This is a genomic window from Flaviramulus basaltis, assembly GCF_900114265.1.
GTDB classification, from domain to species: domain Bacteria; phylum Bacteroidota; class Bacteroidia; order Flavobacteriales; family Flavobacteriaceae; genus Flaviramulus; species Flaviramulus basaltis.
This window is the reverse complement of record NZ_FPKV01000003.1, coordinates 299120-325342: the sequence shown is the minus strand read 5'-3', so window position 1 is coordinate 325342 and position 26223 is coordinate 299120. Positions and strand designations below refer to the sequence as shown.

19 protein-coding genes are annotated in these 26223 nt (G+C 31.9%); 5 read left to right on the top strand and 14 right to left on the bottom strand.

Features of this window, described 5'->3' with window-relative positions; translation table 11 throughout:
* Window positions 1-90: 90 nt before the first annotated feature.
* The 14 genes from BT151_RS13605 to nirB form a co-directional block, all read right to left on the bottom strand.
* Complete coding sequence (locus BT151_RS13605; protein ID WP_072402884.1) at window positions 91-1350, bottom strand: alginate export family protein; 1260 nt, start codon at window positions 1348-1350, stop codon at window positions 91-93.
* A 38-nt stretch (window positions 1351-1388) separates the two neighbouring features.
* Window positions 1389-2213 (bottom strand): ABC transporter ATP-binding protein, encoded by an 825-nt coding sequence (locus tag BT151_RS13600; protein WP_072402883.1) that lies wholly within the window; start codon window positions 2211-2213, stop codon window positions 1389-1391.
* A gap of 11 nt (window positions 2214-2224) precedes the next feature.
* Window positions 2225-3070 carry an ABC transporter ATP-binding protein gene (locus BT151_RS13595; protein ID WP_072402882.1) on the bottom strand — a complete coding sequence of 282 codons (846 nt, stop codon included), beginning with the start codon at window positions 3068-3070 and terminating at the stop codon, window positions 2225-2227.
* Between the two features lie 19 nt (window positions 3071-3089).
* Window positions 3090-4196, bottom strand: a complete 1107-nt coding sequence (locus BT151_RS13590; protein WP_072402881.1) for an ABC transporter permease — start codon at window positions 4194-4196, stop codon at window positions 3090-3092.
* A 25-nt stretch (window positions 4197-4221) separates the two neighbouring features.
* Entirely contained in the window at window positions 4222-5610 is a 1389-nt protein-coding gene (locus BT151_RS13585; RefSeq protein WP_072402880.1) for a CmpA/NrtA family ABC transporter substrate-binding protein, read from the bottom strand.
* Window positions 5611-5864: 254 nt separating this feature from the next.
* The gene (locus tag BT151_RS13580) at window positions 5865-6623 is read right to left on the bottom strand and encodes a Crp/Fnr family transcriptional regulator (RefSeq protein ID WP_245794850.1); all 759 of its coding nucleotides are present in this window, start codon (window positions 6621-6623) and stop codon (window positions 5865-5867) included.
* Between the two features lie 141 nt (window positions 6624-6764).
* Window positions 6765-8198: a rubredoxin domain-containing protein gene (locus BT151_RS13575; RefSeq protein WP_072402879.1), complete on the bottom strand. Its 1434-nt coding sequence runs from the start codon at window positions 8196-8198 to the stop codon at window positions 6765-6767.
* Entirely contained in the window at window positions 8195-11716 is a 3522-nt protein-coding gene (locus BT151_RS13570) for a nitrate reductase (protein ID WP_072402878.1), read from the bottom strand. The genes BT151_RS13575 and BT151_RS13570 overlap by 4 nt, the downstream gene beginning before the upstream one ends.
* Before the next feature lie 132 nt (window positions 11717-11848).
* Window positions 11849-13264: an MFS transporter gene (locus tag BT151_RS13565; protein ID WP_072402877.1), complete on the bottom strand. Its 1416-nt coding sequence runs from the start codon at window positions 13262-13264 to the stop codon at window positions 11849-11851.
* 217 nt (window positions 13265-13481) lie between these two features.
* Entirely contained in the window at window positions 13482-14144 is a 663-nt protein-coding gene (locus tag BT151_RS13560) for a response regulator transcription factor (RefSeq protein ID WP_072402876.1), read from the bottom strand.
* A 64-nt stretch (window positions 14145-14208) separates the two neighbouring features.
* Complete coding sequence (locus BT151_RS13555; protein WP_072402875.1) at window positions 14209-16020, bottom strand: sensor histidine kinase; 1812 nt, start codon at window positions 16018-16020, stop codon at window positions 14209-14211.
* Between the two features lie 7 nt (window positions 16021-16027).
* Entirely contained in the window at window positions 16028-16612 is a 585-nt protein-coding gene (locus tag BT151_RS13550; RefSeq protein ID WP_072402874.1) for a DUF4202 domain-containing protein, read from the bottom strand.
* A 10-nt stretch (window positions 16613-16622) separates the two neighbouring features.
* On the bottom strand, window positions 16623-17000 hold the full coding sequence (gene nirD, locus BT151_RS13545) for a nitrite reductase small subunit NirD (RefSeq protein ID WP_072402873.1): 378 nt from the start codon (window positions 16998-17000) through the stop codon (window positions 16623-16625).
* 18 nt (window positions 17001-17018) lie between these two features.
* Window positions 17019-19532, bottom strand: a complete 2514-nt coding sequence (gene nirB / locus BT151_RS13540) for a nitrite reductase large subunit NirB (protein ID WP_072402872.1) — start codon at window positions 19530-19532, stop codon at window positions 17019-17021.
* Between the two features lie 398 nt (window positions 19533-19930).
* Between nirB and BT151_RS13535 the strand changes: the two genes are divergently transcribed.
* From BT151_RS13535 to BT151_RS13520, 5 genes are all read left to right on the top strand, one after another.
* Window positions 19931-20383: a GbsR/MarR family transcriptional regulator gene (locus BT151_RS13535; protein WP_072402871.1), complete on the top strand. Its 453-nt coding sequence runs from the start codon at window positions 19931-19933 to the stop codon at window positions 20381-20383.
* Between the two features lie 153 nt (window positions 20384-20536).
* Window positions 20537-21088 carry a TolC family protein gene (locus BT151_RS18500; protein WP_143144314.1) on the top strand — a complete coding sequence of 184 codons (552 nt, stop codon included), beginning with the start codon at window positions 20537-20539 and terminating at the stop codon, window positions 21086-21088.
* Window positions 21063-21908, top strand: coding sequence for a TolC family protein (locus tag BT151_RS18495; RefSeq protein ID WP_143144313.1), 846 nt, complete (start codon window positions 21063-21065; stop codon window positions 21906-21908). The genes BT151_RS18500 and BT151_RS18495 overlap by 26 nt, the downstream gene beginning before the upstream one ends.
* Window positions 21909-21933: 25 nt before the next feature.
* Complete coding sequence (locus BT151_RS13525; protein WP_072402870.1) at window positions 21934-22998, top strand: efflux RND transporter periplasmic adaptor subunit; 1065 nt, start codon at window positions 21934-21936, stop codon at window positions 22996-22998.
* A gap of 3 nt (window positions 22999-23001) precedes the next feature.
* Window positions 23002-26133, top strand: a complete 3132-nt coding sequence (locus tag BT151_RS13520) for an efflux RND transporter permease subunit (protein WP_072402869.1) — start codon at window positions 23002-23004, stop codon at window positions 26131-26133.
* Window positions 26134-26223 lie beyond the last annotated feature (90 nt).

Genomic DNA, 26223 nt, shown 5'->3' with positions numbered 1-26223 from the left:
CTTTTATTTTAAGTATAGAACCTTTTGCCGTTCTAATAAGAAAAAAACTAAATTAAAAATACTTAGAAAGTATTATTTTCTAACATTGTTTTAATTAGTACCATTTAAAAACTTAGGTTTAATTACAAGCATTGCCCAAGCCCAATTTTGACCACTTGCTGCAGCATCTTTTGTAGTGCCTTTTAGTTCATACATACCATCGGCTGCAAACATTTGTGAGTAACCCAATACTAAAGCATATCCTTTTAATTGCTTTTTATATACTAAATCTATTTCTGTACCTAAAGATTTTTCACCACTTGCTAATTCCTGCTCACCACTAAAATTTAATGCTTTTACCATTAAACTTGATGTTGGACTTAAAGAAAAATTAGCGCTAACATGAACATCGAATAAGCCTACTGAGTTTGCATGATTACCTACATAGAAATAATCCATAAACCCATTAAATTTGTGGTTAGTTCCATACAGCGGGAAAAATGCTCCAGTTTCTCCTGCATCGCCATCATTACCACTAATAATTTCTAAACCTGCACCTAAACCAACTTTATCTGAGGCTTTGTATGTTAAATCCAAACCTAATAAGTAAGCCCCTTTTACATCAACTTCTCCCTGTCTTTTCCCTGTTTGAACAAAAGCATTAGCTGCTATACCAAAACCACCAGCTTTATAATCCAAATGTGTACCTAGGGTTTGTAAATTACTTACACCATCTGTTTCTTGAAATCCATTATTTAATATCAATAAGCTTCCAGAGAATTTCTCCCAAGCTTGTTTTAAGTATAAATATTGCATGGTTTTATAAGTGAAGAACCCTGTTGTACTATACGTAGTTGAAACACTTTGAAACCCTGTTGGATTTGAATAATCTTGACTAAATGCTAAACCTAAATCTGCTATAAACTTCCCTTTTGAATACTTTAGAATAGCTGCGTCATGGTTACGTCCTTGTTGCGCCCAATCTAAACCGCCAAAAATTCTTTGGTCATCATAAGAAATCACTTGGCGTCCTAATTTCGTTGAAAAACCTTCACCTAAATTAACATCAGCCCAAGCTTCAAATACAGCAAAAGAATTGTTTTGGTCGTAAGGTAAAATTTGTCTGTTTTCTCCCCAAACCATAACATCTTGAAAGCTTAAATAAAACTTATAAGCATCTACAGCGTATCCTGCATTTAATCTTATCCTTGTTGAAATACCAAAACCGGCATCGGCATCATCAGCAATTAAATCACCAAAACCATGTCTATATTCTGCCCTTGGACGAAATTCTCCATCTAATGTAAATTGAGCTTGTGCAAATTGGATGCAAACTAGTAATAGTCCTAAAATTATGTATTGTTTTTTCATTGTTCTTTGTTTTTAATTGATTTTGTTTGTTAGTTCTTTTAATGTTCAAGAAAGTCTATTAAATGCTTTCTGTATTTATAGTAATCGTTATGTTCTAAAACTGATTTACGTGTTCTTGGTCTTTCAAAATTTATATTTAATATATCTCCTATTTTAGCTTTCGGTCCGCTAGTCATCATAACCACTCTATCTGCTAAAAAAATCGCTTCATCAACATCATGGGTAATCATAACTGCTGTTATTTTTTCTTTATTCCAGATTTCAATAAGTATATCTTGTAATTCTCCTCTTGTTAAAGAATCTAACATACCAAAAGGCTCATCTAACAACAATACCTTAGGTTTTATAGCAAATGCTCTTGCAATACCAACACGTTGTTGCATACCTTGAGAAAGCTCGGACGCTTTTTTATTAAAAGCATCTTCTAAGCCTACTTTTTGTAAATAATACTTAGCGATATCATTACGTTGCGATTTTGTGGCATGAGGAAATACTTGATTAACACCTAATAACACATTTTGAAGTGATGTCATCCAAGGCATTAAACTTGGTGATTGAAAAATAACACCTCTATCTGGCCCAGGGCCTTTTATATGATTTCCCAAAACTGAAATGTTACCTCCTGAAATCTCATTAAGCCCTGCTATCATTGAAAGCATTGTTGTTTTACCACAACCAGAATGCCCAATAATAGTTACAAACTCCTCTTTCATAATTTGAAGATTTAAGTCTTCTAAAACTGTATAATCTCCTTTTGGTGTTGGATAAACTTTTTTAAGATGCTTTAAATCCAACATAACTTCTGAAGGAAAAACTATTCCATTTTCAGTAACTAAATCGTTGTTTATTGTATTTGTGCTCATTTGTAATTTATTTAAAAACGTCCAACAAAACTTTTAGGTTCTAAATCTGGTAATACAATTGGCTCTAGAGCTTCGGTTTTACGTTCGTTACCTATATCCATTAAATATTCTATAATGGCATTTCTTGTTTTCTTGAAATTTAAATTATCGTTTAATTCTGTTTTATCTCTTGGTCTTTCAATATCAATTTTAAATTCAGGACCTAGAGTTGCATTGGGGCCTGGACGTAAAGGGATAATGCGGTCTGCCATATAAATACCTTCATCAACATCATTTGTAATTAACAATGCTGTACGCTTATCTTTTCCCCAGATATTTAAAATTTCATCTTGTAAATTTCCACGAGTTAATGCATCCAAAGCACCTAAAGGCTCATCCATTATTATCATTTCTGGCTTCATAGCTAAGGCTCTTGCTACTGCAACACGTTGACGCATACCTCCTGATAATTCTTTTGGTCGTTTATTTATGGCAGGAGTTAAATTCACCATTTCAACATAATCTGCAACGATTTCATTTCGCTCTTTTTTACTCTTTTTTGGAAACGCTTCTTTTACAGCCATATAAATATTTTGACTTACTGTTAACCAAGGAAGTAATGAGTAATTCTGAAAAATGACACCGCGCTCATGACTTGTTCCTATAACGGGTTCTCCTTTAAATAAAACGTCTCCTGAAGTTGGCTGTAAAAGTCCATTTATTAAATTCACTAATGTTGTTTTCCCACTTCCTGTAAAACCAACTATAGCTACAAATTCACCTTCTTCTATTGAGAGATTAATGTTTGATAACACCTCGGTTGTGTTATCTCCTTCTCCGTAAGTTTTATAAATATTATTTAATTCTAGATATGCCATGGTGTACTATTTTATAAAGTTAAATCCCATCATTTTTATTAAATGAAACCATATTTTGAATAGTTAGCATGATTCTATCTAAAAGAAACCCTATACCACCAATTACAAACATGGCAACAATAATTTTTGAGTTAGAATCTATTGCTCCGTTTTGGAATTCTTCCCAAACAAAAGAACCTAAACCTGGACTTTGTGCTAATAATTCAATAGCTATTAAAACCATCCAAGCTACTGATAATGTTATCCTTAATCCAGTAAAAATTAATGGTAGTGATGATGGTAATATGACTTTAAACACTTTTTGGAAAGCACCTAATTTTAAAACTTTAGCAACATTTATATAATCTTTGTCTACTGATGATACACCCATAGCGGTATTAACTAAAGTTGCCCACATAGAACACAAACCAACACTTATAAAGGATATTATAAAAGCACTGTCTGAATTTGAGTTTTTCGTTAATGTTTTTACAATCATAAAAACTAATAGCAACCAAACTACAGGAGATACAGGTTTGAAAATTTGAATTAACCAATTAACAGAACTTCTTAATGTTTTACTTAGCCCAATTACTACTCCTATTGGAACTGCTATAAATAATGCTAAAAGAAATCCAGCAAATACCGTTTTTAAACTTGTAAATATTTGATCTACAAAGGAAGGTCTACCAGTATAAACAATCGCATCTTTACCTTCGGCAACACGTGTTTCATTTAAAGCCGCAGTTTTTTCAATAAAAGCAGCTTTATCTGAACTTATCACCTTATGATCTTCTAATAAAGTTTGAAAAGAACCCCAAACTTGTGCTGGAGATGGTAAAGTATTAGGCTGACAACTTACATCTCCTGAAGCTATACATGCTTTCATTTCATCAGCAGCTACTTGTCCACGTTCAGTTAAAGCTTTTTCTATTTTATAATTAGCTTCTGTATTGTATAAAGATTTAGCTCCCAAGTGCCATAACCCAATAAAAAGAAATATAGAAGCAATTGGAACTACAAATTTTCTTAAAAATTTTATAAAATCCTCTTTCACTAACTTACGCGCAAATAATGCTTTTAAGTCTGATAAAAATCCTAAACCAATTAATTTGGTTATTTTATTTAATGTTATGCCTTGACTCATGATTACTAAATATTTAAAATATTTTTTACTTGTCTTTATTCCCTATTGAAAAACTATTGATGTATCCAATAGGATCTTTTGCATCATAAGATGTACCGTCTATAAAATCTGTTGTAACTGGTTTGTAACCATCTGTTTTAGGAATATCTGCTGAAGGAATATATCCTTCTTCAACCAATAAATCTGCTGCTTTTTTCCAAATATCTGGTCTGTATATATCTTTAATAGTTTCAGAATACCAAGCTGCTGGTTTAGTTTCTGGAATTTGGCCCCAACGACGCATTTGAGTTAAAAACCAAATACCATCAGAATAAAAAGGATATGTTGCATTGTATTTGTAGAATACATTAAAATCTGGCATCTCACGTTTATCGCCTTTTTCAAATTCAAATGTACCTGTCATAGAATTTGCTAAAACAACCTCATCAGCACCAACATATTGAGGCATTGATAGAATTTTTACAGCCTCTGGTCTATTTGCTGGCTCATCTAACCATTTACCTGCACGAATTAATGCTTTAGTAACAGCAACTGCTGTATTTGGATTTTCATCAACAAATTTCTTAGTCATTACAAATACTTTTTCTGGGTTGTTTTTCCAGATGTCATAGTTTGTTGTTACTGGCACACCAATACCTTTAAATACTGCTTGTTGGTTCCAAGGCTCACCTACACAATAACCAAAAATAGTACCTGCTTCAAGTGTTGCTGGCATTTGTGGCGGTGGTGTTACTGATAGTAAAACCTCAGCATCTATTTGTCCTTGTACATTATCTGCTGTATACATTCCAGGATGAATTCCTGCTGCTGCTAACCAATATCTTATTTCGTAATTATGTGTAGAAACCGGAAACACCATACCCATTTTAAAAGCTTTTCCAGAATTTTTATACTCGGTTATTACTGGCTTTAAAGCCTCTGCTTTTATAGGGTGAATTGGTTTTCCATTAGCGTCTTTTGGTACATTTGGTTTCATTTTAGACCAAACATCGTTTGAAACAGTAATTCCATTTCCATTTAAGTCCATTGAAAAAGGGGTCACTAATTCTGCTTGTCTACCAAAACCAGCACCTGCAGCAATAGGTTGCCCCGCTAACATGTGTGACCCATCAAGTTGGCCATCGATTACTCGATCTAAAACATTTTTCCAGTTTGATTGCGCTTCTACTGAAACAAATAAACCTTCATCTTCAAAGAATCCTTTTTCTTTAGCAATTGCTAAAGGCGCCATGTCTGTTAATTTGATAAAACCAAAAGTTAATTGTGGTTTTTCAATTTCTAGTGTTTTAGTTTTTGAAGTTTCTGTTACAACTTCTTCAGTAGTTGTTTCTTTTTTTGAACCCTTTCCTCCACAAGCAAATAATAAAACTGCTAAAGGTAAAATAAGAGCCGATTTAGTAAATAATGATTTCATTTTATATAGTGTATTTAATTAATCTAAGTATTTATACTTATTTTTAACAAATATATAAGTAGTATATTTTATATTTTATGACATCATCCATATAATAATATCTTTTTACAACATAAAAAAAACTGCATTAAAGCAGTTTTAATTTATAAAAACCAATAAATCAGCAATATACGAAACAATTTAAAACTAAGTATATATACGTGTTTATAAGGAATTTTAAATTAATTAATGGAAAGTAATTATGAATCTCTAAACTAGCTATCTAAATAATAGTTGTGTTCACTAATCTCGTTTTTAAGAAGAGAGGTATTAATAATGCCAATTTTTTTCCCTTTGGCAGAAATAAGCTTTTCTTTTTTTAATGCAGAAAATATGCGTATAACTTGTTCTTCTGTTGTACCAGCATAATCTGCATATTCTTTTCTACTAAGCGGTAAGTTTAAAAACCCATTAAGATCTCCAAACTTTCTGTGAATATATAATAAGGTATCAATAACACGTTCACGAACCGTCATTTGAGAAATAGACTTTACTTTAGATTCACTCTTATTAAGTTCATTAGCGTAAAAAAGCATCATATCGTATGCGAATTTGGGATTATCCAGCAACGCTTCTTGTAAGCTATCCTTAGAAAAATAGCATAACATTGCATCTTGTAGTGCAATAGCCCCAATAGAAAAATACTCTTCGGTACCAAAACCACGATGCCCAATAATTTCTCCTTCTTTAGCAAAACGAACAATTTGTTCTCTCCCGTTTATACCTGTCCTAAACACCTTAACAGTACCTTTTAAAATAAAAAATAATCCATTTACAGGAGCGCCTTCTATAATAAACTGTTGCCCTTTTTTACATTTAAGCGTATTTTTTTCTTGAGTAAAAGTTGAAATAGAATGTATGTTTAAATTCTGTTTAATAAGACAATCTTGATTTTTGCAAACACCACAAGAAAAAGAATTAGAAATACCAATTGTTGATTTACTAGATGATATATTGTTATTAAGTGTTTGCAAAGTATTTGTGTATAATACCAAATATAAGTATAAATACTTATATTTATTGGTTAAATACTTATTTTTAAGAGTTCTACAAAATATTTATCTTTAATCTATAAATTTTAAATATTAACTATGTTTTTTTAAATAAATAAAAACTTATTTCACCAAAACTTTTTTCTGAAAATTACTCTTTGGCGCTTCACAAAGTGAACATTCATAAGTATCAGAAAGACTTTCAAAAGATGTGTTGGGCTCTACTCCTTGTGTAATATCACCAAAAGCCTCATTGTAAATAGTTAAACAATCTTTACACTGAAATACCTTTTCCTCTATTGTTTCTTTTTTAACTTCTTGTTGGGTATCATCTTCTCTTTCTATTCCTAATTGCTCAAAATATAACTGACTTAACTCCATTAATAAACCTGGTAATTCAACCTTATCAATATCCTGAACATGCATGATATAATCTCGTGTATTAGGATCAAAATTTCTAGCGTATAACAAATTATAGGTATCTCTAATAACAAAATCTCCAAGAGATTCTGGCTGCTTATTTTTCTCTATAACTATAGATGTAAAATGATTTATATTATTTTCATAATTAGTAATCCCAAAGGTTAATCCATAAGTACTTATATCGTTTTGATCAAAATTAGAAACTAAATACTTTTTTAAGCTAAGTGCTTCTTTATCGTTTACTGGCAAATGCCAATTTAATTCCAACATAGAATGACGCACATTGATACCATATTGTCCTAAAAATTTTTCCCACTGTATTTTAGACTGAATTGGTATTCCTTTAACTATAAAAGATTTCCAAGGTGTAATTGATATTTTACCAATTTTATTTTCAGCACACAACTCGCACATGGCCTTTAAAAATGATACGTCGTAATTATTATTTCTCCAATACAATCCTAACCAATACTTATCACCAATACGATTCATCCCTTCATAATAAGGAAATGGATAAAAGGGCACTTCAAGTTGTTTATCTACAGTTCTATTATTAGTACTAATAGCGTCACTTACCAACTCAAAAAGAGTTTCAATTGTTTCTGGTTCTTCTTTTAAAATACCTTCAACAGCTAATTCAATTTTATCCAAATCCCAACTGTAAATGAGCGCTGGATACATTTGCATTTTTTTCCATCCTGGTAGTTTAACGTATAAATACCAGTAATCTTCATGCTCTGAGGCTATAAAATTTAAATCCCCAGTAAATAATGGAACTAAACGCTGTTTAGGATCTGTAATGTTAACTCGTAATTTAAGATTGTGTTTAAACTGTTCTAAAACATATAAATACCTAGCACTAGTTAACCATGAGGTGCTTGTAAAAATATCTGTTGAAACATATGACGATACAATGTTTTCAGTCTTTAATTCACCAGGCTTAACAATTTGTATTTTATCAAATGTTTTTAGTTTTTCTAGATCTGTTATTTTTTTTGGGAATATAATATCTTGCCTAGAACCAAAAGAAATAGCATCTAAACCTAAACTTTCTGCAGTTTCGCATATGTATTTTAACTCTCCTGGAGAAAGTACACCACCGTTAATTATTATTCTGCTTAATTCTTCCTTCATGCTAATACTTTTGTGTTATTAAGTATTTCTCTAACTTCTGTTTTACAACTACCACAACCCAAACCTGCCCCTGTTTTATTACAGAGTTCTGTAAAATTTGAACACCCACTTTTTATAGCTTCTTCAATATTGCCAGCACCAACTTGACTACAAGAGCACACTAATTTACCTAAAACAGGTACATCGTTTGAAGAACCTCGTAATAAGGTATTCCGTTTGTCTGACATTTCAATTTTACTCTCAATCATGGTTTTAAATTCGGCAAATTCATTTTTATCCCCCATTAAAACTGCACCAACTAGTAAATCATCTTTTACTATGCATTTTTTATAATAGCGTTTAGAAATATCTGTGAAAATAACTTCTTGGTAAGAATCATCATTTTCTGGAATATTGATATCGCCAATGCTGCATAAATTCAAATTATTAAACTTCAAAATATTCATTAAAACCGACCCATTGTAGGCATCACTAATATCGCCTGCAATAAAGTTTGCTAAAATGGTTGCTTGCTCTTCGGCAGCAGAAGTAATTCCAAACAATTGATTATTAAATTCTGCTATTTCTCCAATGGCAAAAACATCTGGATTTGAAGATTGTAAATGCTGATTTACAATAACACCACGACTACATTTTATTCCATTTTCTTTAGCAATTTCAATATTTGGTCTTGTTCCAATAGCATAAACTATTGCATTTGCTGTTATGAATTTTCCACTTTTTAAAGTGATATTTAATTCACCAGTATCTTCATCATCAAAAACAGTACTTACTTCATTATCAAAATATATTTGAATGCCTCGTTCTTGTACATCTAGAGCTAACAATTTACTAGAAACACTATCTAATTGACGCTCCATTAAACGTGATGCACGCTGAATAATGGTGATTTTAACATTTTTATGTTTCATGGCCGCAGCCAATTCTAAACCCAATAAACCGCCTCCAACAATAACCACATGCTGTTCTTCTGGTGGTAAATTTGTAGCGTCTAAATAGGCTTTAAATCTATCAGCATCATTTTTATTACGCATAGTAAAACGCCCTGGTAAATCTATTTGAACATCATTAGGAATAAAAGCACGACTACCGGTTGCTAAAATAAGTTTATCAAAAGTATGGTGCTCTCCGTGACTATCTGTGACTAGTTTGTTTTCTGAATCTATTTTCGAAATAAGTGTTTCTGAATGAATTTTAATATTCAACTTATTTAGTTCAATTTTCTTAATTTTAAGAAGCTGTTCCCAAGATAATTCTTCTGTAACATATTCTGGCAACAAAACTCTATTATAGAACAAATTAGGTTCCTTTGAAAACACATGAATTTCATCTGCTTCATTATGCTCACGATAATTTTGTACAAATCTAAATGATGCCGCACCCGCTCCAGCAATAATTATTTTTTCAATAGGTTTTTTATATTTTGAAACAACAACTCTAGTGAACTTAAAATCTGGTTCTTTTGATATTGGATCAATATGTGTATTGGTTAAATTATTAGCGCGATTTAAATCACTTTGTAATTTTTTCCCCCAATGCATAGGCAAAAACACAACGCCTTTTTTAATAGTATCGGTTACTTTTGCGCGAACACGAACCACTCCATTTTCACTTTTTATTTGAGTAATATCTCCATCTTTAATTTTACAGATGTAAGCATCAAATGGATTAATTTCTAAAACAGGTTTTGGGAAATGAGTTTTTAACCTTGAAACTTTCCCTGTTTTAGTCATTGTATGCCATTGATCGCGAACACGACCTGTGGTTAGTATTAAAGGAAAATCTGCATTAGGTTTAACTGAAGTATTTCTTATACTAGTAGGTAAATTAAATATGGCTTTTTTGGAAGCAGTATAAAACTTTTTATCTTCAAAAAGTCTTGGAGTTCCTGCATGTCTATATTCATTAACTGGCCATTGAAAAGTACCTTCACTTTTTAATCTATCATAATTTAAAAAAGACACATCTATATTAGTTCCTTTTGTCATAGCCGCATATTCATCATAAATCTCCTCGGCACTATTATAATTAAATCCACGAAAACCCATACGTTGTGCAAAATCACAAAATATTTCAACATCTGGTCTAGCTTCTCCCGGAGCATTAATTTCTTTTGGCAAATATGAAATTCGACGTTCAGAATTAGTCATCGTTCCTTCTTTCTCCAACCAAGTTGCTGCCGGAAGCACTAAATCTGCATAAGCTACTGTATCAGATTTATAAGATATATCTTGAACCACTACAAATTTTGCATTCTTCATCGCTTTTTCTATACGATGTGTATTTGGCAAACTCACTAGCGGATTGGTACATGCAATCCAAATAGCTTTTAGCTTACCAGACTCTAAAGCATCAAACATTTCGGTAGCTGTTAATCCTGGTTTTGGTGAGATTTTATCGACTCCCCAAAACTGAGCAACTTCTCTCCTATGTTCTTCATTTTGCAAATCTTTATGAACTGCTAAAAGGTTAGCCATTCCTCCTACTTCACGACCACCCATTGCATTAGGCTGACCAGTTAAAGAAAACGGACCTGAACCTGGCTTACCTACTTGCCCCGTAATAAGTGATAAATTAAGCAGTGATACATTTTTGTCTGTACCTACAACACTTTGGTTTAAGCCCATTGCCCACATGCTTATAAAGCCTTTTGAAAGCCCAATATATTTTGCCGCCTTTTTTATATCATCTTCTGAAACACCACAAAATTTTGATGCATCTTTTAATGAGGTTGAAAAAATTAAATCTTTATAATCTTTAAAACCTTCTGTATGATTATTAATAAAATCTTCATCAATCAATCCACTTTTATATAAACATCTACCAATGGCATTATAAAGAATCACATCTGTTCCTGGTAGTAATTGTAAATGCAAATCAGCAAAATTTGCAGAATCTGTTTTACGAGGATCAATAACTATTATTTTAACATTTGGATTTTCCTCTTTATGTTTTTCAATACGTCTAAATAAAATTGGATGACACCAAGCAGGATTAGCCCCTGTTATTAAAAAACAATCTGCTAATTCAATATCTTCGTAAGAAACAGGAACACTATCTTCTCCAAACGTTTTTTTGTAACCAACCACTGCAGAACTCATACATAACCTTGAATTGGTATCTATATTATTTGTTCCTAAAAAACCTTTTGTTAGTTTATTGGCTATATAATATTCTTCGGTTAGACTTTGTCCTGAAACATAAAAACCAACGCTATCTGGACCATGTTTTTTTATAATAGATTTAAAAACGCTTGCTGCTCTATCTAAAGCATCATCCCAACTCACACGCTCAAGCGGATGTGAACGACTCCATCGCATTTCTGGATACAAGATTCTATCAGAAGTATCATTTGCAACATAATGCAAATTCATACCTTTAGAACATAACATCCCCTTGTTTACAGGATGATCTTTATCCCCCTCAACTACAACCTTATTATTGCTGTCTTTTTTAACAACAATACCGCAGCCAACACCACAATAACAACAAGTTGTTTTTACCTCGTTTTTAATCATTTAGAGTAGATTTTACTACTAATTAAGACATTTTATTTACACCAAACAAGCACTTACTTTATTATTCTGAATACTATAAAAAAGACTCTTATAATTTTCAAATCAATAAAAAATTAACATCTAGCATTGACTTTAATTAGTTACTAATTTTAGTGAAGCTTTTTTTATTTCCATATTTGATATATTTTCATCTTCGGTTGAAAAACGAATTGTTAAGGCTAAAATTCCTGTTAAAATAACTACGAAACCTATAATAAAATAACCGTTAGATACAGCTGATGCAGATGCGGATGCTTGCGCTGCATTTATAACATCTGTACCTAATCCTTCGTTGGCAACTATAGCTGCTTGTTCTGCAACAGCAGAACGAGATTTCAACAATAAAGCTGCTAAAAATGCTCCTACATTACCACCTGCACCTACAATTCCTGAGACAGAACCTATTGCTTTCTTATTAATAAATGGCACTACAGAAAATGTTGCTCCTTCTGCCATTTGAACTGATAAGCTAAACAATATTAAAAAGATAAAACCTACTACAATACTTGTGGTTGTTGAAAACGTTATGAGCATAATCCCTTGAATTGTTAATATGAAAGACAAAAACAATACACGACCTCTTAATCCTTTTAATTTCCCAAATTTATCTCCAAAAAAACCACCTAGAGTACGTGCAAAAATATTCATTAAAGCAAACGACAATACAATGTTTCCAGCAGTAACTCTCTGTAACTGAAAAGTATTTTGTAAGTAGTCATCCATTGTTCCATAAACTGTTAATTCTATACCAAAACAAGCAGCATAAACAAGGAAAAGAATCCAAATTCTATAATCCTTCAAAACAGTTAAAAACCCAATTTGATCTTTTTTAGTAGAAATCATTTCACCTGAAGCCCTCAATTCTTTGAAATTTCCTTGTGGTGTATCTTGTGTAAAAAAGAAATATACAATTCCCATTAGAAAACAAATAACCCCAGCAATAATCATAGAATATCTCCATGCATTAGCATCGGCTACTCCAAAGCTTACTACAGCAGCAGCAATTAATGGCATTCCTAAACGGTTTGCTCCACCTCCAAGATTTCCCCAACCAGCAGATGTTGCATTAGCTGTTCCAACAATATTTGGCGCGAACATTAAAGATGTATGCACTTGAGTAATTACAAATGATGCTCCTATAAAACCAATGAACAATCGACATATTAAAAACTGAAGTGGAGTTTGTACCAAACCACACAATATAACAGGTATAGCTCCTAGCATAAGTAACCAAGTATAACATAATCTCGGACCGTATTTATCGCACAATTTACCAATTAGTAAACGAGCAAATACTGTTCCTGAAACTGCTAGAATAATTGAATTCCATTTTTGTTCAGGTGTCAAACCTAAATCTTTAACTACATCTGGCATAAATGGTACAATACCAAACCATGAGAAAAAACACATGAAGAATGCTATAGACGTTATCCAAAATGTACGTGTTGAAATATTTTTAAAATCAAATAAACTTAGTTTAGTTGATTTAGTTTGTGCAGAATTTATCATAATACATAGTTTTATACATACAAAACTAAGTAATTTTACTTAATTTTAATACGTATTTAATACGTATTTTATAAAAAATATTGATATGATAATTTGATAATATGTATTATGACAATTTGATAAAATTGCTAATATATTTGTTGCTATTTTGGAGAATTCAGTAATTCATCAATAGCTCGATTTTTCACTTTAATTATATTGAAAAGGAATAAAATCACTAAACTAATTGATATTCATTAGCTTTGTTACTTAGTTCCATCAAATTTTTAACCTCTAGTTTTTTCATAAGGTTAAAACGATGCACTTCTGCAGTTCGTTTACTTATTTGAAGTTCGTCTGCAATCTCTTTATTGTTCTTAAATTGCAAAATTAAACCAAGTATTTGCTTTTCTCGTTTTGTAAGTCCAAAAGGATCTTCAATACTTTTTATATTAGAGCTCACTACTGACGCATTTCCGTTTACAAAGTTATTCATAATAATCGCAGACACATCTCCTGTAAAATACTTACCACCAGACGCTACTTTATGTAATGCTTTTAAAAACTCTTCTTTACTAGCTCCTTTTAACAAATAACCATCAGCACCAGCTTGTATAGCTTGCACAACATATTCTTCGGAATCATGCATTGAAAGCACTAAGGTATTAACTTCTTTAAAAGATTTTGTAATCTCCCTAACCACTTCAATACCATTCATTTCTGGCATACGAATATCAACAATGAGTACATGTGGTGTATTCTTCTTAACTACTTCTAAAGCTTCCTTACCATTTGAAGCTTCATCTATAACTACAATTCCAGATTGATCTTCTAGAAGTGCTTTTATTCCATCTCTAACCAGCACATGATCATCTGCTAAAACTACATTAATAACATCCATTACTTGAATTTTTAAGTATTGTTGGGATAAAAATAAGAATTTTTTACGTAATGCTACGTAATTATCAAATAGGTATATTTAAGGTAACTCGGGTACCCTTACCAACCTCAGAACTAATAAAAAACCGTCCATCTATATAATTAATTCGCTCTTTCATAAAAGTCATACCCATTCCTCCATCTCCATTTTTAACATTTTTAACTTTAGTTGGATCGAAACCCTTACCATTATCATCAATAACAATACTTAGTAAGTTTTCACTATGAGATAACGATACTATTATATGTGTGGAATCCGCATATTTAATGGCATTATTTATAGCTTCTTGAGTAATTCTATAAATATTAATTTCTGTTAAAGACTCTAGCCTTTTATTAAAATCCGTTTTATTAAACAGTACGATATTTTTACCAGTAAGTTTTGCCAATTCTTGTGTTAATTTGGTTATGGCTGGCACAATACCATGATCTGATAATTCTGGAGGTGTTAAATTGAATGTCGCAGTTCTTACCCCTTTTATAATATTGGATGTAAGCTCCTTTAAATGCTCAATTTTTAATGCTGTTTTATCGATATCATTAATATTAATGCTTTCTAAATTATATTTTAATCCTGTTAACATTTGCCCAATACCATCATGCACATCTTTAGCTATACGACTTTGCTCTCTTTCTTGGTTTTCAATAATCTTACTAGAAATAATTTTTTGATTGCTTATTTTTTCCTCAAAACTCTTTTTTGTTAGTATTTCTATTTCTAACTGAGCCAATTTCCTATCGGTTATTTCGGAGGCAATTATTAATAATTCTAATTTTTCTTCAGTAGGACTAAAAGGTATTATAGCCATTTCTAACCAGATATCTTCACTATCCTTAGTAGTTCCTTTAACTTCACCCTGCCATCCTGTTTTTTTATGTTTAATTATAATATTTTCAATATTTTGCTGCTCATTTTCGACAACAGAAAGCACGTTCCAAAATGCAGCTTTATTATTAAACTTTGAGAATTTAAAAAGTCGGGAAAACTTATTTCCCATATGTACAATATTGCCGTTTGGAGATATTCTTGCAAAAAGCAATGTATCATCCATAGCATGTGTAAGCGCACGTAATTCTTTAATAGATTTTTCTTTAGATACACTTAAAACATCTGCATCAAAAGCCATTTTTTTAGCATGCTTTTCAGCATTTAACAACTCTGAAAGTGTAGATCTAACTGTTTTTGCTGTTGGCCAGAATATAAAAAGAAACTCTGCTAATAAAATAAGCAATGTTAGTGCCATTAACCAGACTTCTAGTTTACGTAACCAGCTCACTTTTGCATCAGCTTCTATGTCATATTGATTAACAATAGCGTCCATGATTTTCAAAAAATCATCTTCATTTGCTTTTACTTTTTCAATATCTGAAAGAAAAGTATTTATAGGAAGAGGTGGAATGTTTTCTATCTTTTCAATAATAGATTTTGAGGCTACACTTATAGTATCAAAAACTGGATTTAATGCTTTAAATTTTGCAACTACTTCTGGGCTGTTTTTTTTTGGCAAACCTAGACTATCATTACCTTTTTGTAATGCATGATGCGAGACTTCCCAAAGATGTAATGTCTCTTTTATTTTGTCTTTTAAAAGAATTCTGTTTTCAAGATTTGGTTCTGAAGAAAGCGATACGATATCCTTTGTTAATTTTTGACTCAACATACGCTGCCTACCAGCCACATTAATAACAGTAGAATCGCTTTGCTGATCGTTTAGATGTTTTCGTATTAGAATTTGACTAATAATTACGGAAAGAGCAATGGTACTTAAAGCTATAATGTATAAACGACTTAATTTATCAAACGTTCTTTGGTCTAATGAATTACCGCTTCTTATCATATTTTATTTAGCTAATAGCCTGCTTTATAAGTGACATACTCTTATCTGACAGCTTAAGCTCTAAAGCCTCTTGATGACCTTCTTCAGACATTTTTACCCATGTTTTTTGAAGAATATCAATTACCTTTTCATCTTCATGTTTTTCAGCAAATTCTTCAAAATAATAATCTAGAAAAACTAAACAGATAGTGTCTTCTAAAATTTGAGTTTCTTCATTCTTTTTAATTAACTTCTTATTAATTAAAAATGATATTCTATCTATAAATTCATCATCATAACCTACTTGACTTAAAATTTGAGAAGTTAAATTGGCATGCATTTTTTTTAGGGTTTCTCGCCATTTAAAATAACCTACTTTATCCATTGGGTATTCGTCTCTTGGTATTTCCCAACGACAAATATGTTGTGCTCTTGCTGCAATTTGAAGCGCTTTTGATGCATGTGGTTTAAATTGCAAAAGCTTTCTAGACATACGTTGAGAATACAGTAATTCTTTTGGGTATTCTAAACCCGAAACCAAATAAGTATTTGGGTCTTCTGAGTTTTTTTTATCTATTAAAGCAATAGCGGTTTCAAATCTTGTGGGCTTCATAATTTAGGTGTTAATCTGAAAAGCCAATATACACATTTCCGTTTTCAATTTTAACAGGATACGTAGCAATTTTTAAATCATCGCCTCCTAAATTAGAACCATCTTCCAAAGAAAAATTCTTTTTATGCATTGGGCAAGCCACTTTTGGAATACCTTCCTTATCTCCAATCATTCCCAAAGACAATACCATTTCCATTTTATGCGGACATAAATTTTGGCACGCATACCACTTATCTGTTCTTGTAAAATTATAAACGGCTATTTGCTTAGTTTTGTACTTAATGCAGGCTCCACTGTTTTGAGGAAAATCATTTACTTCACCAACTCTAAACCAAGTTTTTACATTAGTTTCACTAACCGTTTCGTATTGTTTTAATATATCTTGCATGTATAAAATTTAAATTGATTAAGACCAAGCTTTTGGCATTTTTTGCTCACGCATTGGTACAAAAACTAAATTATCATCGGTATCATCAGAATTCACAAAATGTTTGAAACGCTTCATCATTTCAGGGTTTTCAATTGCTTGTTTCCACTCACACTCATATTTATTTACTAGTCCTTGCATTTCTAATTCCAAATCTTCAGCAATTCCAAGTGAATCTTCAATTACAACTTTTTTCAAATAGTCGATACCACCGTCTAATTTATCTAACCAAGGTGCGGTTCTTACTAAAGGCCCTGCCGTACGTATGTAATACATTAAAAATCTATCTAAGTATTTAACCACGGTTTCATCATCTAATCTTTCCGCTAGTAATATCGCATGTTTTGGAGTTGCACCACCGTTTCCACATACATATAAATTCCAACCACCATCAACAGCAATTAAACCAAAATCTTTACCTCTAGCTTCTGCACATTCTCTAATACAACCCGAAACGCCTCCTTTTAATTTGTGTGGTGAGCGTAATCCTCTGTATCTATTTTCTATTTCTATAGCAAAAGTTACACTTTCGTGCATACCGTATCTACACCATGTAGAACCTACACAGCTTTTTACTGTACGTAAAGATTTACCGTATGCATGACCACTTTCAAATCCTGCATCAATTAATTCCTTCCAAATTAAAGGCAATTCATGTATTTGAGCTCCAAATAAATCGATTCGTTGACCGCCTGTTATTTTTGTATATAAATCATATTTTTTTGCAACAACTCCTATTGTTATTAACTGATCTGGAGTGATTTCTCCTCCAGCCACTCTCGGAACCACAGAGTAAGTTCCGTTACGTTGAATATTTGCTAAAAACCTATCGTTTGTATCTTGAATAGTTGGTTGACGATTTGCAGTTTCCATCGTAATTGTAGAAAAAATAGAGGCCAAAGCAGGTTTACAAACTTCGCAGCCATGACCTTCTCCAAATAAATTAAGTGCCTCTTCATAATCTGGCACTTTATTTATTTTTATTAAATCGTAAAGCTCTTGTCTGTTAAAACTAAAATGTTCACAAAGCGTTTCTTTAACTTCTTTTCCTAACGATTTTAAGGTTTCATTTACCAAATCAACCACCATAGGTTTACAACCACCACAACCAGTTGTTGCCTTAGTTGCTGCTATAACATCATTTAAATTGTTACTTCCATTTTCTGTAATTGAACAACAAATAGCTCCTTTAGAAATGCTCTCACAAGAACATACTTGAGCAGTATCTGGTAAATCCATAACACTACCAAATGACTTACCACCTTCACTTGCTGGCAATATTAATTCGGCTGAATTTTCTGGAATAGCCATCCCATTTAAATAAACTTGGTGTAACATATTATAATCTGATGCATCACCAACTAGAATTCCTCCAAGTAAAGATTTACCATCGTGACTCACATTAATACGTTTGTACAAATGCTTCGTTTTATCTTCAAAAATAACTGAGTGTCCTTTGCTTGCAGGCATAAATGGCTCTCCAAAACTAGCAACGTCTACACCAATTAATTTTAATTTGGTAGACATATCAATCTCGCTTGCCATTAACGTTTCTGCTTTACCAATGATTTGATCTACAGCAACGCTAGCCATTTCGTAACCAGGAGCTACCAAACCATATATCATTTGATTATATAAAGCAATTTCGCCAATAGCATATATTGACTCATCTGAAGTTTGCATTTTATTATTTACTACGATGCCGCCACGAACTCCCATTTCTAAATCGCAAGTCTTCCCTAATTCGTCTCTTGGTCTAATTCCTGCTGAGATAACAAGCATCTCAACATTTAAAACATCATCTTCTCCAAACTCCATTCCTGTAATAGCTTTATCACCTAAAATTTGGTTGGTAGCTTTACTTAAATGAATATTTAATCCAATAGATTCTAGTTTTAATTGCAACACTTGACTACTCCTAGAATCTAACTGACGGGGCATTAATTTAGGAGCAAACTCTACAATATGAGGTTCTAAACCCATATCCATTACTGCTTTACCTGCTTCTAAACCTAATAAACCGCCACCAAGAACAGCCGCTTTGGCATTGGGATTTATTTTTTTAATTTTATCTGCATATGCAAGCATACCCTCCAAATCCTCTATAGTTCTATATACAAAAACACCTTCTTTTTCAACCCCTTTAATTGGCGGCACAAAAGCAGAAGAGCCTGTTGCTAAAACTAAGTAATCATAAGAAAATTCACGATCTTTAGCGGTTGTTATTGTTTTAGTAGACCTATGAATATCTGAAACACGCTCACCAACAACTAATTCAATTCCATTATCTACATACCATTCTGCTGGTGCCATTTCTAAAGCTTTTGCATCTTGATTTTCGAAAAACTCGCTTAAATGAACACGATCATAAGCTGGTCTTGGTTCTTCACCAAAAACAGTTACTTTAAAATTTTTACTTTCAGGCTGTGCTACAAACTTTTCACAAAATTTATAACCTACCATACCATTCCCAACGACAATGATTTTTTTCATATCTACGTGTTTAGAATACAAATTTAAGTAAATATACTTAGTTTATATACGTAATTTTTAAATTTTTTACTTAGATAGATTATTATTGCCAATTTCACAAATTGACATACTATTAATTAATTATTAAGTAAAATATGTAGATTTTAATTCTATTAATTGAAGAATTAATATTTATAATTAATCAAGAAATGTTTTTTAAAAAGAAAAATTAGTAAGCTTTTTTGAAAAAAAATCTCGGATTTGTTTAAAATTCTATAATAAAATAAATTTAGTAACCTCTCTAAAGTCTAAAAGAGCATCATCATCATTATTCGAAATGTTAAAATATTATCTTTTTTAGTTCTCCACTTGCAGAACTAAAAAAACTAAAATATATTTGCACCTTAATTTATTAAACAATGTTAACCGATAAACAAAAAGAATTAGTTGAAAGTTTTGGAGTCATTCAAGAACAGATGGGTTTATCGCCTGCTTCTGCTCGTGTTAATTCTCTATTAACAATTGTTGATTCATCAGAATTAAGTTTCGATGAAATTAAAGACGCATTAAATTTAAGTAAAAGCGCGACAAGTAACGCTATTAACTATTTACTTTCTTTAAATAGAATTGGATACAAAACAAAACCAGGTGAAAGAAAACGTTATTTCTATTCTAAACTTGATCAATGGAAAGTATCATTTAAAAAAGATTTTTTAGGGCTGTATAATTATACAGCAATGATAGATGAGATTATTAAAAATAGATCGAATGAAAACCAAGATTTTAATAATGAATTAAAAGATTTAAATGAGTTTATGAATTACTTTATAAGTGAAAGCATCAACTTAATTGATAATTGGAAAAAGAAATAATATTTTTTTAACAAAATTGGTTCTTTTAATTCTGAACTAAAAAATTAATACAAAACTAAAAAAACAACTCTATATTTTGTTGTCTCAACATACCAAACTGTTCATTAAGCGAATAAACTAATTTATAAAATAACAAAAAGAGAACTTTAACAAATGAATAAAGTAATTATTACGATTATATATTTTATCGCAAGTATCGCAGTTAATACACTTTCTGCACAAGAAGAAGTCATACAATTTAACACCATTGAAGAGACCATCAATTACGCCATTAAAAACAACAACAATCTTGAAAGCGCTAGGATAAATCAAGAAATTATCCAAGCACAAATTTCGGAGGTTAAAGGGCGAGCATTACCACAAATTAATGGTAGTGCAGGTTTTACAGATAATTTTTCCTTACAGGAACAACAATTACCTGCTGAAGTTTTTGGTGGAGAACCAGGAACTACAATTGGTGTTGCCTTTGGAAATCGCTATCAATATTCAGCTGGTGTAAATGTACAACAGCAATTATTAAATTTTCAACTGTTTAGTTCAATTAAATCTACAGCTGCACTTGCAGAACTTAGAGAACTACAAACACTCTTAACAACACAGGATTTAATTGTAAACGTTATTAAAACCTACTTACAAGTACAAGTTTTTGAAAAACAAGTCGATTTACTACAACAGAATTTTGATCGCACCAATAACCTTTATTGAAATTTCAGAATTAAAATTAGAAGAAGGAATTATCAAAAAATTAGACCTAAACCAATTATTGGTAAACCGTTCTAATTTAAAAAATCAAATTGAAGATGCTCAATTTGGTAGAAACCAACAAATGAGACTTTTTAAAGTATTGCTTCAAATTCCAATGACTACGAATGTTATTTTAATTGAGAAATTAGAAGATAGAGCTCCTTCATCTTTAGGAACAGAATTACTGCTAGATTCAAATATAGAATATCAACAACTAGATAAATCTTTAGAACTTTCTATTATTGATCAAAAATTAGTTAAAGCTGAATACCTTCCATCTTTAAGTGCAAACTTTGGTTATAACTATTTAGGACAAGCTAATGAGTTTATAGATTTTGATCCAAATGTTTATGAAGGTCAATGGAGCGGTACTTGGGGGATTTCGGCAAGCATTCCAATTTTTGATGGCTTTCAACGTCGCAATCGTTTAAAACAAAAAGAACTCGCAACGAAACAATTAGAACTTGATCGTAAAACATTAAAACTTAATATTGAAAAAGATTTTGGTGATGCTCAAGAGCAATTATTATTAAGTAATTCACAAATTGAAAGTCAACAATCTAATATGTATTTGGCTCAAGAAAATTATGAAGGCATTAAAGAATCTTATAACGAGGGGGTTGCTAATTTAACCGAATTGTTAGATGCAGAATTTGCTTTACGCCAAGCACAATCCAACTACTTAAATGCATTATTACAATCCAAAGTAGCCGAAGTAACCTTACTAAAATCAAGCGGGAAGCTTTCTCAATTAATTGCCAATTCAATCACAAATAACTAATCATAAATACGGTAAAATTTTTATAATGAAAACAAAATATATCATTCTAATATTAGCCATTGCCTTAGTAGGACTTATAGGCTACACATTATTCAACAATAAAAAGGAAATGAGTGAAATGGCAAATGCTGTTCCTGAAGAATTTGCAATTCCAGTTCATACAGCTACCGTTGGCGAAAAAATAATTTCAACAGGATTAATCGCTACAGGTGAATTCGCAGGTTGGGAAGAAGTGACATTGGTTGCAGAATCACAAGGGAGTATTCAATATTTAAAAGTTGAAGAAGGTCAAGAAATCCGTAAAGGACAAGTTATTGCAAAAGTAGATGCCGTATCATTAAGTTCTCAATTAAACAGTGCCAATTCTGCATTAGCAAAAGCTGAAAAAGATGTAGCACGTTATGAGCGATTATTAGAAGTTGGTGCTGTATCAAAAAGTGCCTTAGAAGACGTACGCATTCAAAGAGAAAATGCACGAGCAAACATTGCTCAAATCAATCAGCAATTAAGTTTTACAGTTGTAAAATCACCTATTAATGGTGTAGTAAACAAATTAATGGTTGAGGAAACTAGTTTTGTAATGCCAGGAAATCAAATCGCCGAAATTGTTCAAATAGATCGATTAAAAATTATTGTTAATGTTGCTGAAGATAACCTATCAAAAATTAAAGAAAATCAAGGCGTATCAATAAAAACAGATGTTTATCCTTTAGAAATTTTTAAAGGAAAAGTGAGTAATATAAGTGTAAAAGCTGATGCTTCAAGAAAATTTCAAGTAACTATTGAGGTAGAAAACACAGAGGATAAAAAACTACGTGCTGGTTTATTTGCAGAAGTTAATTTTGAAGCTCTTAAAAGTAACGATACAGAAGCTATGTTTATTCCGCGTGAAGCTATAGTTGGTAGTTTACAAAATCCGTCGGTTTATATTGTTAAAGATAGCACTGTAACACTTCAGAAAATAAAAGTAGGTGCCGTAATTAATGGTGATGTGGCTGTTTTAGAAGGTCTTCAAAACGGACAAAAAGTAGTTACCACAGGTATTATTAATTTAACTGAAGGTACTAAAGTAAAAATCACAAATAACTAAACCATGACAATAACCGAATTATCAGTAAAAAGACCAACGCTTGCTGTTGTAGTCTTTACCATAATCGCGCTGTTAGGGATTATAAGTTATATGAGTTTAGGCTATGAGTTATTACCAAAAATCACATCGCCACAAATATCAATAAGTACCACATATCCTGGAGCTTCTCCTAGTGAGGTAGAAAATTCTGTGACTACAAATATTGAAGATGCAGTTAGTGCTTTAGAAGGTGTGAAAAACATCACCTCTACTTCGCAAGAAGGCATTTCTATTGTAAATGTAGAATTGACCTACAACGCCGATGTAGATAAAACATTGCAAGATGCTCAGCGAAAAGTAAATAATATTGTTGGTCAACTACCAGACCAAGTTATTCAACCTAGCGTAGATCAATTTTCATTTGACGACTTACCAATTATGCGTTTGGGTGTGTCTTCAGAAATGGATGCCACTGAGTTTAATGATTTAGTTGAAAATGAAATTAAAGAAAAAATATCGCGTGTTGAAGGTGTTGCTAGAGTAACCGTTATTGGTGGTAATGAACGCGAAATCCGCGTTAATGTAAACCGTGATAAACTAAAGGCTTACGGGTTAAGTATTCTTCAAGTTACTCAAGCTATTTCTGCTGCCAATCTTGACTTTCCTACTGGAAGTATTAAAGATAGTGAACAACAAGTAACGGTTCGTTTATCTGGAAAATTTAAAGATGTAAATGATATTAAAAACCTTGATATTACTACAGGTACCGGTGCTTCTGTAAAAATTGAAGATATCGCAGAAGTATATGATACGACTAAAGATGTAACCACTATTTCTCGTATAGATGGAATAACATCTATAGGTTTAACAGTTTCAAAACAATCAGACGGAAATACGGTTCAAGTAGCTGAAGATATTATAGCTGAAATTAAAAAAATTGAAACAGAATATACCGATAAGAATTTAAAAATTGCTGTTGCCCAAGATAGTTCTGTTTTTACATTAGAAGCTGCAGATGCAGTGATTTTCGACCTGATGTTGGCCGTAGGATTAGTAGCTATTATTATGTTATTTTTCTTAAGAAGCTGGAAAGATTCTATTATTGTAATGGTATCTATTCCTATTTCAATTGTTGCGACATTTATTGTAATGAGTCAATTGGGTTACACACTTAACCTAATGACTTTATTAGGTTTATCGCTTGTAGTTGGTATTCTTGTAGATGATAGTATTGTGGTACTAGAACAAATTCACGCCGAAATGGAGAAAGGAAAAACGCGTATGGAGGCTGCTATGGAAAGTTGGAAGAAAATAGGATTATCTGTAATGTCTATTACGCTGGTTTTAATTGCCGTTTTCTTACCTATCACATTCGTAACAGGTTTAATTGCCGATTTATTAAAGCAATTCGCAGTTGTAGTTGCTGTTGCAACAGCAATTTCGTTAGTCGTTTCCTTTACATTAACACCTTTATTATCGTCTCGTTTTTCTGAAGTCATTACACTCGATAATAAAAAAATAATGCACAAACCTTTAATTGTTTTTGAAAGCTTTTTAACAAGCATCAACAACTTTTATAAAGATGCACTGCAATGGACATTAACAAGAAAAAGAATTACCGCTTTTACCTTATTAGGATTAGTTTTTGCTTCATTATCACTATTAGCATTTGGTTTTATAGGAAGTGAGTTTGTGAAAAATGGCGATAACGGAGAATTTATTGTAGAGTTAGAACTTCCTAAGGAATCTACCATTGAAGAAACCAATTTAGCAGCACTTGCAGTTGAAGATATATTATTGAAAGATGCTATTGTAAGTTCTGTTTTCTCAACAGTAGGAACCGGAACTGGTGGTGGTGGAAACTCTGGAAATTTAGCGCAAATAAATGCGAAAATGATTAGTCCAGATAAGCGTTCTGTTACTTCGGAGCAATTTGCACGTGATATTAAAAACAAATTAACCCAGAATATTCCTGGTGTAAAATTTAAAACAGCTGCTGTTGGTATGGTTGGCGGAAGTACAGCTGGTCCAATTCAAGTATTGCTTACAGGTAGTGATATTGATATATTGATGGAAACTGCTGAAGCAGTAAAACAAACTGTAGAGAGTGTAAATAGTACACGAGAAGTAGAACTTTCTGCAAAAGGTGGAAATCCTGAAGTTGCCATAACAGTTGACCGTGATAAAATGGCGATACTTAATTTAACAATGAGTACTGTTGGTAATACCATGCAAAATGCTTTTGCTGGAAACACCCAATATAAGTTTCGTGATGGCGAAAATGAATATGATATTAACATACAGTTAGACCAATTTAACCGTCAGAATATAGACGACATCAAGAAAATAACATTTCTAAATACCACTGGGGAATTGATTGAATTACAACAATTTGCAGCAGTAGATCAATCCACAGGGCCTTCAAAATTACAACGAGATAACAAACGTAGTAGTATTAGTGTTGGTGCTCAAGTTGTTGGTCGTCCTGTAGGAACTGTTTCAACAGAAGTACAAACAGCTATTGAAGCTATGAAGCTGCCTCCTGGAGTTACTTTTGAAATGGGAGGCGATTTAGAAAGTCAAACTGAAGCTTTTGCAAGTTTAGGTTTAGCTTTATTAATGTCAATCGTTTTAGTGTACTTAATTATGGTGGCGCTTTACGAAAGTTATGCTTATCCTCTCGTGGTTATGTTTTCTGTACCTACGGCAATGATTGGAGCTTTTTTAATTTTAGCTTTATTTCAAGAAAGCTTAGGTGTATTTACATTTTTAGGACTCATAATGTTAGTTGGATTGGTAATTAAAAATGCCATTTTAATTGTGGATGCTGCAAACCATTTTAAAATAGAAGGTATGGGAAGTGTTGAAGCAGTAGTAAATGCAGGACTTTCAAGATTGCGTCCTATTTTAATGACCACACTTGCTATGGTAATTGCCATGATTCCAATTGCGTTTGCAGCTGGTGCTGGTGCAGAATGGAAAAATGGTTTAGCAATGGTTTTAATTGGCGGTTTAACTAGTTCTTTAATTTTTACAGTTATTATCGTTCCGGTAATGTATATCGTTATTGATATTTGGAAAGGTGATATTAATAGAAATGAGGCAAAACAAAACGCTAAAGAAATTTCAAAATTAGAAGTGCATACAGCACATTAATAAAAGAGTTCCAAGCCTTCTGTATAAGGTTGGTTAAACGGTTAATGGTTAAATCGGGAGGTTTGTGAACTCAATAATAAATTAGATTAA

Excerpts from the sequence above, each read along its gene's own strand:
- BT151_RS13525 (WP_072402870.1), top strand. The coding sequence starts at position 21,934 with ATGAAAACAAAATATATCATTCTAATATTAGCCATTGCCTTAGTAGGA.
- nirD (WP_072402873.1), bottom strand. The coding sequence starts at position 17,000 with ATGCAAGATATATTAAAACAATACGAAACGGTTAGTGAAACTAATGTA.
- nirB (WP_072402872.1), bottom strand. The coding sequence starts at position 19,532 with ATGAAAAAAATCATTGTCGTTGGGAATGGTATGGTAGGTTATAAATTT.
- BT151_RS13605 (WP_072402884.1), bottom strand. The coding sequence starts at position 1,350 with ATGAAAAAACAATACATAATTTTAGGACTATTACTAGTTTGCATCCAA.
- BT151_RS13560 (WP_072402876.1), bottom strand. The coding sequence starts at position 14,144 with ATGGATGTTATTAATGTAGTTTTAGCAGATGATCATGTGCTGGTTAGA.
- BT151_RS13565 (WP_072402877.1), bottom strand. The coding sequence starts at position 13,264 with ATGATAAATTCTGCACAAACTAAATCAACTAAACTAAGTTTATTTGAT.
- BT151_RS13590 (WP_072402881.1), bottom strand. The coding sequence starts at position 4,196 with ATGAGTCAAGGCATAACATTAAATAAAATAACCAAATTAATTGGTTTA.
- BT151_RS13535 (WP_072402871.1), top strand. The coding sequence starts at position 19,931 with ATGTTAACCGATAAACAAAAAGAATTAGTTGAAAGTTTTGGAGTCATT.
- BT151_RS13550 (WP_072402874.1), bottom strand. The coding sequence starts at position 16,612 with ATGAAGCCCACAAGATTTGAAACCGCTATTGCTTTAATAGATAAAAAA.
- BT151_RS18500 (WP_143144314.1), top strand. The coding sequence starts at position 20,537 with ATGAATAAAGTAATTATTACGATTATATATTTTATCGCAAGTATCGCA.
- BT151_RS13575 (WP_072402879.1), bottom strand. The coding sequence starts at position 8,198 with ATGAAGGAAGAATTAAGCAGAATAATAATTAACGGTGGTGTACTTTCT.
- BT151_RS13600 (WP_072402883.1), bottom strand. The coding sequence starts at position 2,213 with ATGAGCACAAATACAATAAACAACGATTTAGTTACTGAAAATGGAATA.
- BT151_RS13595 (WP_072402882.1), bottom strand. The coding sequence starts at position 3,070 with ATGGCATATCTAGAATTAAATAATATTTATAAAACTTACGGAGAAGGA.
- BT151_RS13585 (WP_072402880.1), bottom strand. The coding sequence starts at position 5,610 with ATGAAATCATTATTTACTAAATCGGCTCTTATTTTACCTTTAGCAGTT.
- BT151_RS13520 (WP_072402869.1), top strand. The coding sequence starts at position 23,002 with ATGACAATAACCGAATTATCAGTAAAAAGACCAACGCTTGCTGTTGTA.
- BT151_RS13555 (WP_072402875.1), bottom strand. The coding sequence starts at position 16,020 with ATGATAAGAAGCGGTAATTCATTAGACCAAAGAACGTTTGATAAATTA.
- BT151_RS13570 (WP_072402878.1), bottom strand. The coding sequence starts at position 11,716 with ATGATTAAAAACGAGGTAAAAACAACTTGTTGTTATTGTGGTGTTGGC.